The organism is Microbacterium sp. PF5 (genome assembly GCF_004794315.1).
Classification (GTDB): Bacteria; Actinomycetota; Actinomycetes; order Actinomycetales; family Microbacteriaceae; genus Microbacterium; species Microbacterium sufflavum.
The window spans coordinates 38,882-54,996 of the sequence record NZ_SSDQ01000133.1 but is presented as its reverse complement, the minus strand read 5'-3'; the positions used below and the strand labels follow the sequence as shown (position 1 = coordinate 54,996).

13 protein-coding genes are annotated in these 16,115 nt (G+C 72.7%); 8 read left to right on the top strand and 5 right to left on the bottom strand.

The features are described from left to right. Positions 1–4 precede the first annotated feature (4 nt). The gene (locus DW297_RS12195) at positions 5–1,180 is read right to left on the bottom strand and encodes an SLC13 family permease (RefSeq protein WP_240744610.1); all 1,176 of its coding nucleotides are present in this window, start codon (positions 1,178–1,180) and stop codon (positions 5–7) included. 190 nt (positions 1,181–1,370) lie between these two features. On the opposite strand from DW297_RS12195, the gene DW297_RS12190 reads away from it, so the two are divergent. The 6 genes from DW297_RS12190 to DW297_RS12165 are packed head-to-tail and all read left to right on the top strand — an operon-like array spanning position 1,371 to position 9,123. Beyond that, positions 1,371–1,460, top strand: coding sequence for a potassium-transporting ATPase subunit F (locus tag DW297_RS12190; RefSeq protein ID WP_136032743.1), 90 nt, complete (start codon positions 1,371–1,373; stop codon positions 1,458–1,460). Then, positions 1,460–3,136, top strand: coding sequence for a potassium-transporting ATPase subunit KdpA (gene kdpA, locus DW297_RS12185; protein ID WP_136032741.1), 1,677 nt, complete (start codon positions 1,460–1,462; stop codon positions 3,134–3,136). Before DW297_RS12190 ends, kdpA begins: the two co-directional genes overlap by 1 nt. Position 3,137: 1 nt before the next feature. Continuing rightward, positions 3,138–5,276 carry a potassium-transporting ATPase subunit KdpB gene (kdpB, locus tag DW297_RS12180; RefSeq protein ID WP_136032739.1) on the top strand — a complete coding sequence of 713 codons (2,139 nt, stop codon included), beginning with the start codon at positions 3,138–3,140 and terminating at the stop codon, positions 5,274–5,276. 21 nt (positions 5,277–5,297) lie between these two features. Then, positions 5,298–5,903, top strand: a complete 606-nt coding sequence (gene kdpC / locus DW297_RS12175) for a potassium-transporting ATPase subunit KdpC (RefSeq protein ID WP_136032736.1) — start codon at positions 5,298–5,300, stop codon at positions 5,901–5,903. Further along, on the top strand, positions 5,900–8,455 hold the full coding sequence (locus DW297_RS12170; protein WP_136032734.1) for an ATP-binding protein: 2,556 nt from the start codon (positions 5,900–5,902) through the stop codon (positions 8,453–8,455). Before kdpC ends, DW297_RS12170 begins: the two co-directional genes overlap by 4 nt. Next, positions 8,452–9,123 carry a response regulator gene (locus DW297_RS12165; protein WP_136032732.1) on the top strand — a complete coding sequence of 224 codons (672 nt, stop codon included), beginning with the start codon at positions 8,452–8,454 and terminating at the stop codon, positions 9,121–9,123. The genes DW297_RS12170 and DW297_RS12165 overlap by 4 nt, the downstream gene beginning before the upstream one ends. On the opposite strand, the gene DW297_RS12160 is transcribed toward DW297_RS12165, so the two are convergent. Then, positions 9,105–9,923 (bottom strand): tryptophan-rich sensory protein, encoded by an 819-nt coding sequence (locus tag DW297_RS12160; RefSeq protein WP_136032730.1) that lies wholly within the window; start codon positions 9,921–9,923, stop codon positions 9,105–9,107. The two genes, DW297_RS12165 and DW297_RS12160, sit on opposite strands and share 19 nt — an antisense overlap. A 163-nt stretch (positions 9,924–10,086) precedes the next feature. On the opposite strand from DW297_RS12160, the gene DW297_RS12155 reads away from it, so the two are divergent. Further along, complete coding sequence (locus DW297_RS12155; protein WP_136032727.1) at positions 10,087–11,328, top strand: glycosyltransferase family 4 protein; 1,242 nt, start codon at positions 10,087–10,089, stop codon at positions 11,326–11,328. A 16-nt stretch (positions 11,329–11,344) separates the two neighbouring features. Here the strand turns inward: DW297_RS12155 and DW297_RS12150 are convergent, their stop codons facing one another. Next, positions 11,345–11,911, bottom strand: a complete 567-nt coding sequence (locus DW297_RS12150) for a TetR/AcrR family transcriptional regulator (RefSeq protein ID WP_136032725.1) — start codon at positions 11,909–11,911, stop codon at positions 11,345–11,347. Positions 11,912–12,007: 96 nt separating this feature from the next. Between DW297_RS12150 and DW297_RS12145 the strand changes: the two genes are divergently transcribed. Next, the gene (locus DW297_RS12145) at positions 12,008–12,850 is read left to right on the top strand and encodes an alpha/beta fold hydrolase (protein ID WP_136032723.1); all 843 of its coding nucleotides are present in this window, start codon (positions 12,008–12,010) and stop codon (positions 12,848–12,850) included. 126 nt (positions 12,851–12,976) lie between these two features. Here the strand turns inward: DW297_RS12145 and DW297_RS12140 are convergent, their stop codons facing one another. After that, positions 12,977–15,064, bottom strand: coding sequence for an iron ABC transporter permease (locus tag DW297_RS12140; RefSeq protein WP_136032721.1), 2,088 nt, complete (start codon positions 15,062–15,064; stop codon positions 12,977–12,979). Next, entirely contained in the window at positions 15,061–16,092 is a 1,032-nt protein-coding gene (locus DW297_RS12135) for an ABC transporter substrate-binding protein (RefSeq protein ID WP_136032720.1), read from the bottom strand. The genes DW297_RS12140 and DW297_RS12135 overlap by 4 nt, the downstream gene beginning before the upstream one ends. Positions 16,093–16,115: the final 23 nt, after the last annotated feature.

Here is a 16,115-nt window from a genome sequence, read left to right as displayed (position 1 = left end):
GGCACTAGCCGGCGACGAGGGCCAGCACGGCGACCGCGGCGATCACCGTGGGCACCGCCGCCACCGTCCCCCACAGCATGAAGCGGCTCCAGCGGATCTCCACGCCGAGCGCGGTGATGCGGTGGTGCCACAGCAGCGTCGCGAGCGAGGCCCACGGCGTGATCAGCGGGCCGAGGTTCACGCCGATCAGCAGCGCCATGAGCGCGACGGGGTCGCTCGCCGCGGGCTCGAGCACGAGGTAGGCGGGGAGGTTGTTGATGGCGTTGGCGCTCACGGCACCGAGCGCCGCGAGCCGCAGGAGGTCACCGAACCCGTCGCCCGCGATCGGCGCGGTGAGCACGTCGAGCGCTCCCCGCGCGTGCAGCGTCTCCACCAGCACGAACAGCGCGGCGGCCAGCGCGACCGCCTGCCACGGCACCAGCCCCCACCGCAGAGCCCTGCGCCGCCGCACCGCGAACACCGCCACGAGCGCGACCGCGGCGACCGTCGCCGGGATCCACACGTCGTGGCTCAGGGCGAGCGCGGGCATGAGCACCACGAGCACGCCCGTCGCGGTCCAGAACAGCACCGGATCGGCGGGGCGCCGGGGCGGGGGCGTGCGGTAGCGCGAGAACACGGTGCGCCGGTGCACGAGGGTGAGCAGCAGCACGGGGACGAGGATGCCGACGAGGGTCGGCGCCCAGCTCAGCGCGACGAACGCGGCGGGCCCGTCGCCGATCTGACGCGCCGCGAGCAGGTTCGTGAGGTTCGACACCGGGAGGGCCAGCGAGGCCGTGTTCGCGAGCCAGACGGTCGCCAGCGCGAACGGGATCGGCGGGACACCGATGCTCTGCGCGAGCACCACCACCACGGGCGTGACGATCACCGCCGTCGTGTCGAGCGACAGGAAGACCGTGCTCACCACGGCGAGCGCGATCACCAGCAGCCACAGCAGCGCCACCCTGCCCCGACCCCACCGGGCGAGCCGCTGCGAGACCACGTCGAACACCGCCGCATCCCGCGCGAGCTCCGCGACGATCGTGATCGCAACGACGAAGCCCAGCACCGGAGCGGTCCGCAGCCCGAGCGCCTCGGCGTCGTCGCTCGGCAGGAACCCGGTGACGACGCAGACCGCCGCGACCGCGACGAGGGCGAGCACCAGCACGGCCCCTGGCCTGATCCGGTGTCCGCGCGTCCCCACCTCGCGAGCATAGGGCCGACCGTGAGAAAGCCGCATGCATCGCCGGACGTGGCGTAGGGGAACCGTGAGGATCGACGGAGGCGGCGACGCCCGGGAGTTGGATCGGGGTCGTGCTCGACATCATCTACCTCGCGCTGACCCTCGCGCTGTTCGCCCTCGTGTCCCTCGTCGCGAAGGCGGTGGACCGCGCATGATCGTGTTCGAGATCATCGCCGCGGTGCTGGCCGTCGCCGCGATCGTGTACCTCGTCGTCGCCCTGGTCGCCCCGGAGCGGTTCTGATGGACGCGACGATCCTGTTCGGGGTGCTCCAGGTCGCGGCCGTCGTGGTCGTGCTCGTGCTGCTCTACCGCCCCCTCGGCGACTACATCGCCCACGTCTACACCTCCGCGAAGGACCTGCGGGTGGAGCGCGGACTGTACCGCGTGATCGGGGTCGACCCGCGCTCGGAGCAGACCTGGCGCGCGTACGCCCGGAGCGTGCTGCTGTTCTCGCTCGTGGGCCTCGTGCTCGTCTACGCGCTGCAGCGGCTGCAGGCGTTCCTGCCGGAGTCGCTCGGGCTCCCCGCCGTGCCCGAGGGCCTCGCGTTCAACACGGCCGCGTCGTTCGTCGCGAACACGAACTGGCAGTCGTACTCGCCCGAGCAGACCATGGGCTACACCGTGCAGCTGGCCGGCCTCACGGTACAGAACTTCGTGTCGGCGGCGGTCGGCCTCACGGTCGCGATCGCGCTGGTGCGGGGTCTGTCCCGCCGCGGCTCCGCGACGATCGGCAACTTCTGGGTCGACCTGACCCGCGGGCTCGGGCGGCTGCTGCTGCCGCTCGCCCTGATCGGCGCGGTCGCCCTGCTGGTCGGCGGCGTGATCCAGAACTTCGCGGGCTTCACCGACGTGACCACGGTGTCCGGGGGCGCGCAGACGATCCCCGGCGGACCCGTCGCGTCGCAGGAGGCCATCAAGCTGCTCGGCACGAACGGCGGCGGCTTCTTCAACGCGAACTCCGCCCACCCGTTCGAGAACCCCACCGGGTGGACGAACCTGATCGAGGTGCTGCTGATCCTGGTGATCCCGTTCGCGCTGCCGCGCACCTACGGCCGCCTGGTGGGCGACCACCGCCAGGGCTACGCGATCGTCGCCGTGATGGGCACGATCTTCCTCGCCTCGACGGTCGCCCTCTCGGCACTGGAGCTCGCCGGCCGGGGCGCCGCACCCGAGCTCGCGGGAGCCGCGATGGAGGGCAAGGAGCAGCGCTTCGGGATCCTCGGTTCGACGCTGTTCGGCAGTGCCAGCACGCTCACCTCGACGGGCGCCGTCAACTCGATGCACGACTCGTACACGGCGCTCGGCGGCATGATGCCGATGCTGAACATGATGCTCGGCGAGGTCGCCCCCGGCGGGGTGGGCTCGGGGCTGTACGGCATGCTGGTGCTCGCGATCGTGGCCGTCTTCGTGGGCGGGCTGCTCGTCGGCCGCACGCCGGAGTGGCTCGGCAAGCGCATCGGCCCGCGGGAGATGACGCTCGCGAGCCTGTACATCCTCGTGGTCCCGGCGCTCGTCCTCGGCGGCACGGCCCTGAGCTTCGCGATCCCCGGCATCCGGGACGACGTGGAGTCCACGAGCATCCTCAACCCGGGCGTGCACGGCATGAGCGAGGTGCTGTACGCCTTCACCTCGGCCGCGAACAACAACGGCTCCGCCTTCGCCGGGCTCACCGCGAACACCCCGTGGTTCAACACGGCCCTGGGCGTGGCGATGCTGCTCGGCCGCTTCCTGCCGATCGTGCTGGTGCTCGCGCTCGCCGGGTCGTTCGCGGCGCAGGAGCGCATCCCCGCCACGACCGGGACCCTGCCCACCCACCGGCCGCAGTTCGTCGGCCTGCTCCTCACGGTGACCGTCGTGGTCACCGCCCTCACCTACTTCCCCGTGCTCGCACTGGGACCGCTCGCCGAAGGACTCTGACATGACCCTCCTCACCACGCCGTCCGCGCCCGAGAGCGCCACGGCCCCCGCCCCCGCTGCGACACCGCGGTCGTTCGGCTGGTCGCAGCTCGTGCAGGCGCTGCCCGGCGCCGTCCGCAAGCTCAACCCCGCCACGCTCGTGCGCAACCCCGTGATGCTGCTCGTCTGGGTGGGTGCGGCCTTCACGACCGTGCTCGCGATCGCGGAGCCCTTCCTGGGCGGACCGGCCGACTCCGGTGGCTCGCCCGTTCCCCTCGCGTTCACGTGGGGCATCGCGGTGTGGCTGTGGCTCACGGTGCTGTTCGCGAACGTGGCCGAGTCGGTCGCGGAGGGCCGGGGCAAGGCGCAGGCCGCGAGCCTGCGCAAGACCCGCACCAGCACGATGGCCCGCCGCGTGGTGCGCCACGATCCCGCGGCGGATCCTGCGGCCGAGCGCGCCGAGACCGTGGAGGTGTCGTCGGCGGAGCTGCAGCGCGACGACGTCGTGATCGTGACCGCGGGCGAGCTGATCCCGGGCGACGGCGACATCGTGGCGGGGATCGCGACCGTCGACGAGTCGGCGATCACGGGCGAGAGCGCCCCGGTCATCCGCGAGTCCGGCGGCGACCGCAGCGCCGTCACGGGCGGCACCCGGGTGCTGTCCGACCGCATCGTGGTGCGCATCACGTCGAAGCCCGGCGAGACCTTCGTCGACCGCATGATCGCGCTGGTCGAGGGCGCGAGCCGTCAGCGCACCCCGAACGAGATCGCGTTGAACATCCTGCTCGCGAGCCTGTCGATCGTATTCGTCGTGGTGGTGCTGGCGCTGAACCCGATCGCCTCCTACGCCGCCTCCCCGGTGAGCATCCCGGTGCTGATCGCTCTGCTCGTCTGCCTCATCCCGACCACGATCGGCGCGCTGCTGTCGGCCATCGGCATCGCCGGGATGGACCGCCTCGTGCAGCGCAACGTGCTGGCGATGTCGGGCCGCGCGGTCGAGGCCGCGGGAGACGTGACCACGCTGCTGCTCGACAAGACGGGCACGATCACGTACGGCAACCGGCGCGCGCACGAGGTGCTGCCGCTGACGGGCGTCGACGCGGAGGAGCTGCTGCGGGTCGCCGCCCTGTCGTCCCTGGCCGACCCCACGCCCGAGGGCGCCTCGATCGTCGAACTGGCCACCGCGCGCGGCCTCCGGGTGGAGGCGCCGGAGGACGCCGTGGTCGTGCCGTTCACCGCGCAGACCCGCATGAGCGGACTCGACCTCGCCGACGGCACCGAGATCCGCAAGGGGGCCGGCTCCGCGGTGTCGGCCTGGCTGAGCCGCGGGACCGACGCCGAGCTGACCTCCCTCACCGACGGTGTCGCGAGCAGCGGCGGCACACCCCTGGTCGTGGCGGTGCGCGCCACCGGCGAGGACGGGCGTGTGCTGGGCGTCGTGCACCTCAAGGACATCGTGAAGGACGGCCTGCGCGAGCGCTTCGACGAGCTGCGCAGCATGGGCATCCGCACGGTCATGATCACCGGAGACAACCCGCTCACCGCGCAGGCCATCGCCGCGGAGGCCGGGGTCGACGACTTCCTCGCCGAGGCCACCCCCGAGGACAAGCTCGATCTCATCCGCCGCGAGCAGCAGGGCGGGCGGCTGGTCGCGATGACCGGCGACGGCACCAACGACGCCCCCGCGCTGGCACAGGCCGACGTGGGCGTGGCGATGAACACGGGCACGTCGGCGGCGAAGGAGGCGGGGAACATGGTCGACCTGGACTCCGACCCGACCAAGCTCATCGACATCGTGCGCATCGGCAAGCAGCTCCTCATCACGCGCGGCGCGCTGACCACGTTCTCGCTCGCGAACGACATCGCCAAGTACTTCGCGATCATCCCGGCGATGTTCATGGGAGTGTTCCCGGGGCTCGCGGCGCTCAACATCATGCAGCTGCACTCGCCCGCGTCTGCGGTCACGAGCGCGATCATCTTCAACGCGATCGTGATCGTCTTCCTCATCCCGCTCGCCCTGCGCGGGGTGGCATACCGCCCCGCGAGCGCCTCGCAGATCCTGCAGCGCAACCTGCTCGTCTACGGCCTCGGCGGCGTGATCGCCCCGTTCCTCGGCATCAAGCTCATCGACCTCGTCGTGAGCCTCCTCCCCGGCTTCTGACCCCCGCGCGAAAGGCACACCATGTCCTCCACCACCCGCACCACGATGCGCACCGCCGGGGTCGCCGTCCGCGCGATGCTCGTGCTCACCCTCGTCCTCGGCCTCGGCTACACCCTGCTCGTCACCGGCATCGGCCAGCTGCTGCTCCCCGCGCAGGCGAACGGCTCGATGCTGCCCGACGACCGCGGCAGCGCCCTGATCGGACAGTCCTTCACCGACGCCGGCGGCGAGGCCCTGCCGCAGTACTTCCAGTCGCGCCCGTCCGCGGCGGGCGACGGCTACGACGGCACCGCCTCGGGCGGCAGCAACCTCGGACCGGAGAACCCCGACCTGGTCGCGACGATCGCCGAGCGCACGGCCGAGGTCGCGGAGCGCGAGGGTGTCGACCCGTCCCTGGTGCCCGCCGACGCCGTGACCGCCTCCGGCTCCGGTCTCGACCCGCACATCAGCGTCGCCTATGCCCTGCTGCAGGTGCCGCGGGTGGCCGCCGCGCGCGACCTGCCCGAGGACGAGGTGCGTGCGCTCGTGGAGTCTAGGATTCAAGGGCGGGACCTGGGGTTCCTCGGCGAGGAGCGGATCAACGTCGCCGAACTCAACCTCGCACTGGACGACCGGGAGGGTGAATGAGCGCAGCGCGCACGGATCGCCCGCCGGAGCACCAGCGCCGGGGGCGCCTGCGCGTGCTCCTGGGCGCCGCCCCCGGGGTGGGCAAGACGTTCGAGATGCTCGCGGAGGGGCGGCGCCTGTTCGACGAGGGCCGCGACGTGGTGATCGCGGTCGTGGAGACCCACGGCCGGGCGGCCACCGCGGCCCTCACCGCCGGGCTCCCCGAGGTTCCGCGACGCGTGGACGAGCACCGCGGGGTGGTGCTGACCGAGCTCGACCTGGACGCCGTGCTCGACCGCGCACCGGAGATCGCCCTGGTCGACGAGCTCGCGCACACGAACATCCCCGGCTCGCGCCACCCGAAGCGCTGGCAGGACGTGGAGGAGCTGCTGCGGGCGGGCATCGACGTGGTGACCACCGTCAACGTGCAGCACATCGAATCGCTGAACGCCGTGGTGGAGAAGATCACCGGCATCGCGCAGCAGGAGACCATCCCGGATGCCGTGGTGCGTGCAGCCGACGAGGTCGAGGTGGTCGACCTCGCCCCGCAGACCCTGCGCGACCGGCTGTCGGCGGGCCTGGTGTATCCCGCGGAGCGGATCGATGCGGCACTGTCGAACTACTTCCGTCTGGGCAACCTCACCGCGCTGCGCGAACTCGCACTGCTGTGGCTCGCCGACGAGGTCGACAGCGCGCTGCGCAGCTACCGCGCCGAGCAGGGCATCGAGGGCTCCTGGCAGGCGCGCGAGCGGGTGGTCGTCGCGCTGACGGGGGGCCCGGAGGGCGAGACGCTGCTGCGCCGCGGAGCCCGCATCGCCGCACGGTCGGCCGGGGGCGAGCTGCTCGCGGTGCACGTGACCGCCCAGGACGGCCTGCGCGGCGAGACCCCGGGCGCCCTGGCTGCACAGCGCGCGCTCGTGGAGTCCCTCGGCGGCACGTACCACCAGGTGGTCGGCGACGACATCCCCGGCACGCTCGTGGAGTTCGCGCAGGGTGCAGACGCCACGCAGCTCGTGATCGGCGTGAGCCGCCGCGGCCGCCTGACGGCCGCGCTGACCGGACCGGGCATCGGCTCCGAGGTGATCCGGCGGTCGGGCGACATCGACGTGCACATCGTGACCCACGCGGCCGCGGGCGGGCGACTCGCGCTGCCCCGCATCACCGGCGGGGCGCTGGGGTGGCGGCGCCAGGCGCTCGGTTTCGGCGTCGCGCTCGTGTTCGGCCCCCTGCTGTCGTGGCTCATGTTCACCTTCCGCAGCCCGGAGTCGATCACCGCCGAGGTGCTCGCGTATCAGCTGCTCGTGGTCGTGGTGGCGCTGATCGGCGGCATCCGGCCCGCGGTGTTCGCCGCCGTGCTGTCGGGCATCACGCTTGACTTCCTCTTCGTGGCGCCGCTGTTCACGATCACGATCGCGCATCCGCTGCACGCCCTCGCGCTCTCGCTCTACGTGGTCATCGCGATCCTGGTGAGCATCATCGTGGATCAGGCCGCCCGCCGGGCGAGGACGGCGCAGCGCGCGACGGCCGAGGCGGAGCTGCTGGCGGCGGTCGCGGGCAACGTGCTCCGCGGCGACAACGCCGTGCTGGCGCTCGTGAGCCGCACACGGGAGGCCTTCGGGCTCAGCGGCGTCCGGCTGCTCACGCCCGACGGGCAGGTGCTCGCGAGCGACGGCGAGCCGGTGCCGGACGGCCGCGCCACGACCATCCCCGTGGGTGCGGCCGGCGGCGGGCCCCGCGCCCTGCTGGAGCTGAACGGCGAGCCCCTCGCGGGGCCGGAGCGCCGGCTGCTCGACGCGATCGTGGCGCAGCTCGCCGCGGCGATCGAGCACACCGACCTGCGGGCGACCGCGCGCGAGGCGGAGGCGCTGGCCGAGACCGACCAGGTGCGCAGCGCCCTGCTCTCGGCGGTGAGCCACGACCTGCGCCGGCCCCTGGCGTCGGCGGTCGCGGCGATCGGCGGTCTCCGGGCCGCGCAGGGCCTGTCGGCGACCGACCGCGCGGAGCTCCTCGCCACCGCCGACGAGAGCCTCGCGACCCTGTCGACCCTGGTGACCGACCTGCTCGACGTGAGCCGGGTGGAGGCGGGCGTGCTCGCGGTCTCGGCCTCGCGCGTGGACGCGGCCGGTCCCGTGCTCGCGGCGGTCGACGAGCTCGGTCTCGGGCCGTCCGAGGTCGACCTCGCGCTCGACCCCGCCCTGCCCGCGCTGTTCGCCGACCCGGTGCTGCTGCAGCGCGTGCTGGTGAACGTGATCGCGAACGCCCACCGTCACGCCCCCGAGGGCAGCCGGGTGCTGGTCACCACCAGCCGTCTGGGTGAGCGCGCGGAGATCCGCATCGTCGACCGGGGCGCGGGTGTGGCGCCCGAGCGCCGCGACCGCATCTTCCAGCCGTTCCAGCGCTTCGGCGACACCGACAACACGACCGGCCTCGGCCTCGGGCTCGCGCTGTCGCGCGGGTTCACCGAGGGCATGGGCGGTACCCTGACACCCGAGGACACGCCGGGTGGCGGACTCACGATGGTCATCTCCCTGCCGCTCGCCGCAGGGCCTGCCGACACGGAGGACACGGAGTGAAGCTCCTCATCGCCGACGACGACCCCCAGATGGTGCGGGCGCTGCGCATCACGCTCGCCGCGCACGGCTACGAGGTGGTCGTCGCCGCGGACGGCGCCGCCGCGATCGCCGCCGCGGCGCAGTCGCACCCCGACCTCATTATGCTCGACCTCGGGATGCCGCGGCTCGACGGCATCGAGGTGATCCAGGCGCTGCGGGGGTGGACGACCGTGCCGATCATCGTCGTCTCCGGTCGCACGGGTTCCGCCGACAAGGTCGAGGCGCTCGACGCCGGGGCCGACGACTTCGTCACCAAGCCGTTCCAGGTGGACGAGCTGCTGGCGCGACTGCGGGCGCTCTCCCGCCGCGCGGTGGCCGCCAACGGCGAGTCGGTCGTGGCCTTCGGCGACGTGGTGGTGGATCTGGCGACCAAGACGGTCACCCGCTCCGGTACCCGCGTGCACCTGACGCCGACCGAGTGGCGCATGCTGGAGCACCTGGCACGGCACCCGGGGGCGCTGGTCACCCGGCAGGATCTGCTGAAGGAGATCTGGGGCAGCGCGCAGGTGTCCGACTCCGGCTATTTGCGCCTGTACATGTCGCAGTTGCGCAAGAAGCTCGAGAGCGAGCCCTCCTCGCCCGTGCACCTGCTGACCGAGGCGGGCATGGGCTACCGGCTGGTGCTCTGAGGCGCGAGGGTCGGCGGGGTCGCTCGACGCCGGCGCACGACGGCCACGACCCCGACGAGCACCAGGACCGCGGCCACCACGATCGCGGCGATGGCGGTCGGCGTGCTCTGCGGCTCGCCGGTCAGACGACCGACCGCGAGCCAGGCGAGCCCCCACGCGGTGGCGAGGGCGGGCGCGAGACGCCCGGTGAACCACGCGCTCGCGGCACCGATGAGCAGCACCACGGCGAGCACCGCGATGGCCCACACCTCCGCCTGCTGCTCCGCGCTCTCCGGGACGGTCTGCGTGAGCCAGGCGGCGGTGTTGGCGACGGTGGCGATCGTGACCCAGCCGAAGTGGAGCCCGTTGGCGCCGTCGGTGAGCACGCGGTCGACGGCGCTGCGGGCGGGGAATCGTCCCAGCAGCACGATCACACGCGCGAGCACGGCGAGCAGCAGCGCGATCACGAGCACCGTGAGCCACAGCGTGAGGTAGCGGGCGGTCACGAGCCACAGGCCGTTGAGCACCATCGACAGGGCGATCCAGCCGCCGACGGCCTCCTGCCGGGGGTCCTGGCGTCGGGCGGGAAGGGCCTGCCACGCCGTGTAGGCGAGCAGGCCGAGGTAGATGAGCGACCAGATCGAGAACGCCGGTCCGGCGGGCGCGAGATACGAGCCCTGAGCGGACAGCGCGCCGTTCTGCAGTTCGTCGACCGAGGTGCCGCCGAACGCGCCGGCACCGATGGCGGCGGCGATCAGCATGAACACGGCCGCCGCGATCACCAGGCTCTGGCGGAGGATGCCTTTCGTCGAAGTCTCCATGCCGCGACTCTAGGGTGACGGCACCTCCGCCGCAGTGCCCTTGACAGCCCCTCCCCCGATCGCTAACCAGGTAAGAGACTTGTGCCACCCCGCGTCATTCACCCGGCGGGTAAGATGTTACGTTTGACAGCACTCTGTTCCGCACGACCTGGGGGTGACCGCCGTGAGGATCGCACTCGTCTGCGACTACGCACTCGACCGCATCGGAGATGCGCAGGCCGTCGTCCTGCGCGAGGCGGAGCTGCTACGCTCCGCGGGCGACGAGGTGGTGGTCATCGGCGCCGCGCAGCCGGGGAGCGCGCCGCGCCCCGTGCCGCCGGGGGAGGCACCGATCCTGATGGCCGCCGCGTGGGTCATCCCCGGCGTCGAGATGCCGGCGATCCGCAACAGTCGTGCCCTGCGAGCGCGGCTGCGGCGCCTGTTCCGGGAGCGGTCGATCGACGTGGTGCACGTGCACTCGGAGTTCGGCCTCACCGCCGCGGCGATCCGGGTGGCCCAGGAGCAGGGCATCCCCGTCGTCCACACGGTGCACACCTTCTTCTGGCAGGGACCGGACCTGCGACGATTCGACCGGGTCGCGGCGGCGGCCGTCCGCGGACTGGCCCGCGTGCTGCGCGGACGCCCTCCTCGCACCGCCCTCGCCGACACCCCGCGCGCGATCGATGCCGCGGTGCGCAGCGTCACGCTCGACGCCGCGCTGGAGGCTGACGCCGTGATCTCGCCCTCGGCGCATCAGGCCGAGGCGCTGCGGATCGCCGGGCTGCCGGAGGTGGAGGTGGTGCCGAACCCGATGCCACCGCGCGCGATCCCCGGGGTGCCGCTCCAGGCGGTCGAGCTGCCGCTGCAGGTGCTGTGGGTGGGCCGGCTCACCCTCGAGTCGGGGATCCTGGAGTTCGTGCGCGCGGTGCGACGGGCCGGGGAGGACCTGCCGCCGGGGTCGCTCGTGGCGCGGATCGCGGGAGACGGGCCGCTGTACGCCGAGGCGCGCGAGGTCGCGGGGACCGCGGCGCCAGACGGCGGGAGCAGCATCCAGTTCCTCGGTCGCGTCGAGCCGGAGAGCATCCAGCCCCTTCTGCGTGACTCGCACCTGCTGGCCGTCACGTCGTTCGGGCTCGACCCGCAGCCGGTCGTGGTCGCGGAGGCGTTCCGGGCGGCGCGGAGCGTGCTGTACGTCGACCCTCGGCTGCGGGAGGGCCTGGCCGAGGCGGGGATCCTGTGCGGCTCACCCGATGCGAAGGGCATGGCGGCGATGCTGCGCGAGCTCGTGCACCACCCCGGGATCGTGGTCGAGCGCTCGCTGCGCACCGTGACGGCGTCGCACCCGTTCCAGCCGGAGCAGCACCTGCGGGGCGTGCGCGAGGCCTGGGATACGGCGGCTCGGCGGGCGGCCGACGACGACACCTGACGAGAGGTGCCGAAGCTCAGGCGGTGGCGAACGCCGCGTCGATGAGCACCTCGGCTGCCCGGCGCGCGTGCACCGCCGCCTGCGGGTCGGCCGAGATCGCCGCGGTGCTCTGCGCCCCCTCGGCGAGGATCGAGAGCTGGGCGGCCAACGCGGCCGGGGCACCGGTGTCCGCGACCAGCGCGGCCATGTACTCCTGGAACGAGGCCTTGTGCGCGCGGACGATGGAGGCGACCTCGGGGTTCGTCCCGCCGAGCTCGCCGAAAGCGTTGATGAACGCGCAGCCGCGGAAGCCGTCGCTGCAGAACCAGTCCTCCAGGTAGCCGTAGACGGCGAGCAGCCGCGCGCGGGGCCCGTCGCCCGCGGCGGCGACAGCGGCGGAGAGACCGGACTCCCATTCGGTGTGCCTGCGGGCGAGGACCGCCGAGACGATATCGGTCTTGGCGGGGAAGAGCGAGTAGAGGCGACGCAGCGACACGCCGGCAGCCGTGCGCAGCTCGTCCATGCCGACGGCCGCGTATCCCTTGCGGTAGTAGAGCTCCTCCGCGGCGGAGAGGATGCGCTCGCGAGCGTCGTCTTCGGTCATGTGCAGAAGTCTACTTGACATGAGAACGCTCGTTCTCTAGATTGGACACATCGAGCGAGAACGATCGTTCTCACCGGAACCGAAAGGACCAGGATCATGGGCTACATCACCGTCGGGAACGAGAACAGCACCCCGATCGAGCTGTACTACGAGGACCAGGGATCCGGGCAGCCCGTCGTGCTGATCCACGGCTACCCGCTCAACGGGCACAGCTGGGAGCGCCAGACGCGTGAGCTGCTCGCCCAGGGCTACCGCGTGATCACGTACGACCGCCGCGGCTTCGGCCAGTCCTCCAAGGTGGGCAGCGGCTACGACTACGACACCTTCGCCGCCGACCTCAACACCGTGCTCGAGACCCTCGACCTGCGCGACGTCGTGCTCGTCGGCTTCTCGATGGGCACCGGCGAGCTCGCCCGCTACGTCGGCCGCTACGGGCACGAGCGCGTCGCCAAGCTCGCCTTCCTCGCCTCGCTCGAGCCGTTCCTCGTGCAGCGCGACGACAACCCCGAGGGCGTGCCGCAGGACGTGTTCGACGGGATCGAGGCCGCCGCCAAGGGCGACCGCTACGCCTGGTTCACCGAGTTCTACAAGAACTTCTACAACCTCGACGAGAACCTCGGCACCCGCATCAGCCAGCAGGTCGTCGACGCCAACTGGAACCTCTCGGTCACCAGCGCCCCGGTCGCCGCCTACGCGGTCGTGCCGACGTGGATCGAGGACTTCCGCGGCGACGTCGAGGCCGTGCGCGCGGCCGGCAAGCCCACGCTCATCCTGCACGGCACGAAAGACAACATCCTGCCGATCGACGCGACCGCCCGCCGCTTCCACCAGGCCGTCCCCGAGGCGACGTACATCGAGGTCGAGGGCGCGCCGCACGGCCTGCTCTGGACCCACGCCGACGAGGTCAACGCCGCCCTGAAGGACTTCCTCGCGAAGTAACCCCCCCCTCCCCGCTCTCCCCACCCACCCCGGCTCGGGGATCGAAAACGCACCTCCGGACGCCCCCGGGGGTGCGTTTTCGATCCCGCCACGGGACGAACGGACAGGGCGGGCCGGGGAGCGGGGTCAGGCGTCGCGCGAGCGCCAGAGCAGCCAGACGAAGTACGGGGCGCCGACCAGCGCGACCACCAGGCCGGCCGGCAGCTGCGCGGGCGCGATGACCGTGCGACCGATCGTGTCGGCCACCGCGACCAGCAGCCCGCCCAGCAGCACGGCGACCGGGATCACCCGCGCATGCCGCGCCCCCACCAGCGCCCGGGCGGCGTGCGGCGCCACGAGCCCCACGAAGCCGATCACCCCGATCGCCGTGACGCTCAGCGCGGCGAGCACGGCCGCCACCGCGAGCAGCAGCAGGCGCACCGGCTCCAGCCGGATGCCCACCAGCCGCGGCGTGTCCTCGTCGAGCGACAGGACGTCGAGCTCGCGGCGGCTCGACACCACGAACGGCAGTGCGATGACCAGCACGATCACCAGCGGGAGGATCTGCTCCCACGCGCGACCGTACGTCGTGCCGGACAGCCACGTGTAGATCCGCGGGGTGTCCCACGGGTTCGACCGCAGCAGGAAGAACGTCGTGAGCGAGACCGTGAGGTACGACACCCCGATACCCACGAGCAGGAACCGGTCCGCGCTCAGACCTCCTCGCCACGACAGGAGGTAGACCAGGGCGAACGCGAGCAGCGAGCCCGTCACGGCACCCGCGATCATGCCGCCCGTCGACGACGCCGCGCTCGTGATCACCAGCACGGCCCCCAGCCCGCCGCCACCGGTGACCCCGAGGATGCTGGGGTCGGCGAGCGGGTTGCGGCTCACCCCCTGGATCAGCGTGCCGGAGAGGGCGAGCGCGCCTCCCGCCACGACCGCGGCCACGACCCGCGGGGCCCGCTCGTCCAGCGCGAACGCGATCGGCGGGGCCGCCTGCCCCTGCAGCCACAGGGCGATGTCGCCCGTCAGCAGCCACGTGTGACCGGCGAGCAGCCCGAGCAGCAGCACCCCGGCCACCCCGAGCGCCACGACCACCAGGGTCACGCGGAAGCGCACGCGGCTGCGCACACCGAAGCGCACGCGCGGCGGCTCGCGGGTGGGGCCGGCGTCGCGCAGCCGTCGGGCCATGAGCACCAGCACGATCGCGCCCAGCAGCGTCGTCGCGACCCCCGTCGGGATGAGGATCGCGGCCTCGGCGCCGATCAGCGCCCGCAGCAGGGCGTCGGCCAGGATCACCACGATCGCGCCGAGCAGCCCCGCGGCCGGGATCAGCAGCAGGTGCCGGTTCAGGCTGGGCACCACGCGGGACAGCAGCCGCGCGAGCACCGGCGCGCACAGTCCGACGAAGCCCATCGGTCCCGCGAGCGTGACCGACACGGCCGTCAGCGTGACCGCGAGGAGGATCCCGATCGCCCGCGTGGAACGGATCGGCACCCCGAGCGACGAGGCCGTGTCGTCGCCGAGCGCCAGGATGTCGAGGCGTCGGGCGAGCACCAGGGCCAGCACGGTGACGACCACCACGACCGGGGCCGCCTGGAGGAACGCGGTCAGCCCGAGCTGCGACAGGCTCCCGCTCCCCCACGCGAGCAGCCCGGTGGTCTCCTCGTCGAACAGGATCAGCAGGGTCGAGGTGCCCGCCTGGAAGGCCAGCGCCAGGGCCGTGCCGGCGAGGATGAGGCGCGTGGTGGACGATCCGGCACCGCCCGCGAGCCCGAGCACGATCCCGGCCGCCACGAGCCCGCCCGCGAACGCCACCGCCCCGGACGCCCACACGGGCACGGCGATCCCGAACGCGGCGAGCGCCGTGACCGCCAGGTACGCTCCCGCGGTCACCCCCAGCGTGTCGGGCGAGGCGAGCGCGTTGCGGGCGAGCGACTGCAGCAGGATCCCCGCCACGCCCAGGGCGACCCCGACCGCGACGCCCGCGGCCAGGCGCGGGATCCGCGAGCCCCACAGCACGTCGGCCGGGGGCAGCACGGCCCCGCTCGTGCCCTGCGTGAGATGCCAGCCGGCGACCGCGACCAGCAGCACCGCGAGCAGGACGAGCACCCCGACCCCCTTCAGGAGGGCCTTCGGCCCGCGGCCCTCCGCCTCGACGGAGACGGCGGTCGCGCGACGCTCCGGCGCCGCGGGATCCGTCGTGTCGTCGAGGCGGAGGGTCTCGGTCACTTCGAGAGCACCTCGACGAAGCCGTCGACGATCTGCGCGGTCGAGCGGGGGCCGCCGAACGTCCAGATGCCCGCGGGGAACGCGGTCAGGCGGCCGTCGGCCACGGCGGGCAGCGAGGTCCAGGCCGGGTTGTCGGCGAGGGCGTCCATGATGTTCTCCGAGTCGGGGTCTTCCGTACCGGTGTAGAACAGGTTGGCGTCGCCGACCGTGGTCATGCCCTCCACGTCGGTCTGCCCCAGGCTGTACACCGGGTCGACCGTCCCGGTCCAGGCGTTCACGAGTCCGAGCTGCTCGCCGACCTCGCCGACGAGCGAGCCCTGGCCGAACGGCCGCAGGGCGACGTTGCCGCCGTCGACCCAGCCGTCGAAGAACACGAAGTCGCGTGTCGCGAGCTCGCGGTCCGCCAGCTCGGCCTTCGCGTCGTCGAGGTGCTGCTGGAACTCCGCGGTCACGTCGTCGGCGCGCTCCTCACGACCCGTGACCTGCGCGATCAGGTCGAGCGTGTTCAGCATCTTCGCGATGGGGTCCTTCGCATCGGCGCCCACCGTCGCGAGCACCGGCACGTCGTACTCCTCGAGCTGGGCCACGATCGGGTCGTCCGTCCCGCGCACCTCGACGATCACCAGGTCGGGGTCGGTGCCGAACAGGGTCTCCAGGTTCGGCTCCTGCCGCGTGCCCACATCCACCACGTCGTCCGGCAGCTTCTCCGCCGACACCCACGTGGAGTAGCCCTCGGCGTCGGCGACGGCGACCGGGGCCACACACAGCGTCAGCGCGTCCTCGATCTGCTGCCACTCCAGCACCGCGATGCGCTCGGCCGGCCGGTCGAGCTCGACCGTGCGGCCCAGGTCGTCCGTCACCGAGACGGCACCGGTCGAGGTCGAGGTCGCGTCGTCCGCGCAGCCCTCGCTGGTCGAGACGGGCGCTGCGGCGTCCGAGGCGGACGGCGTCTGCGTGGTGCCGCACCCGGCGAGCGCGAGGGTCAGCGCACCACCGAGGGCGAGCACGGCCAGGGGGGTCTTCTTCATCGGGTGTTCCTCCAGGGGTGGGG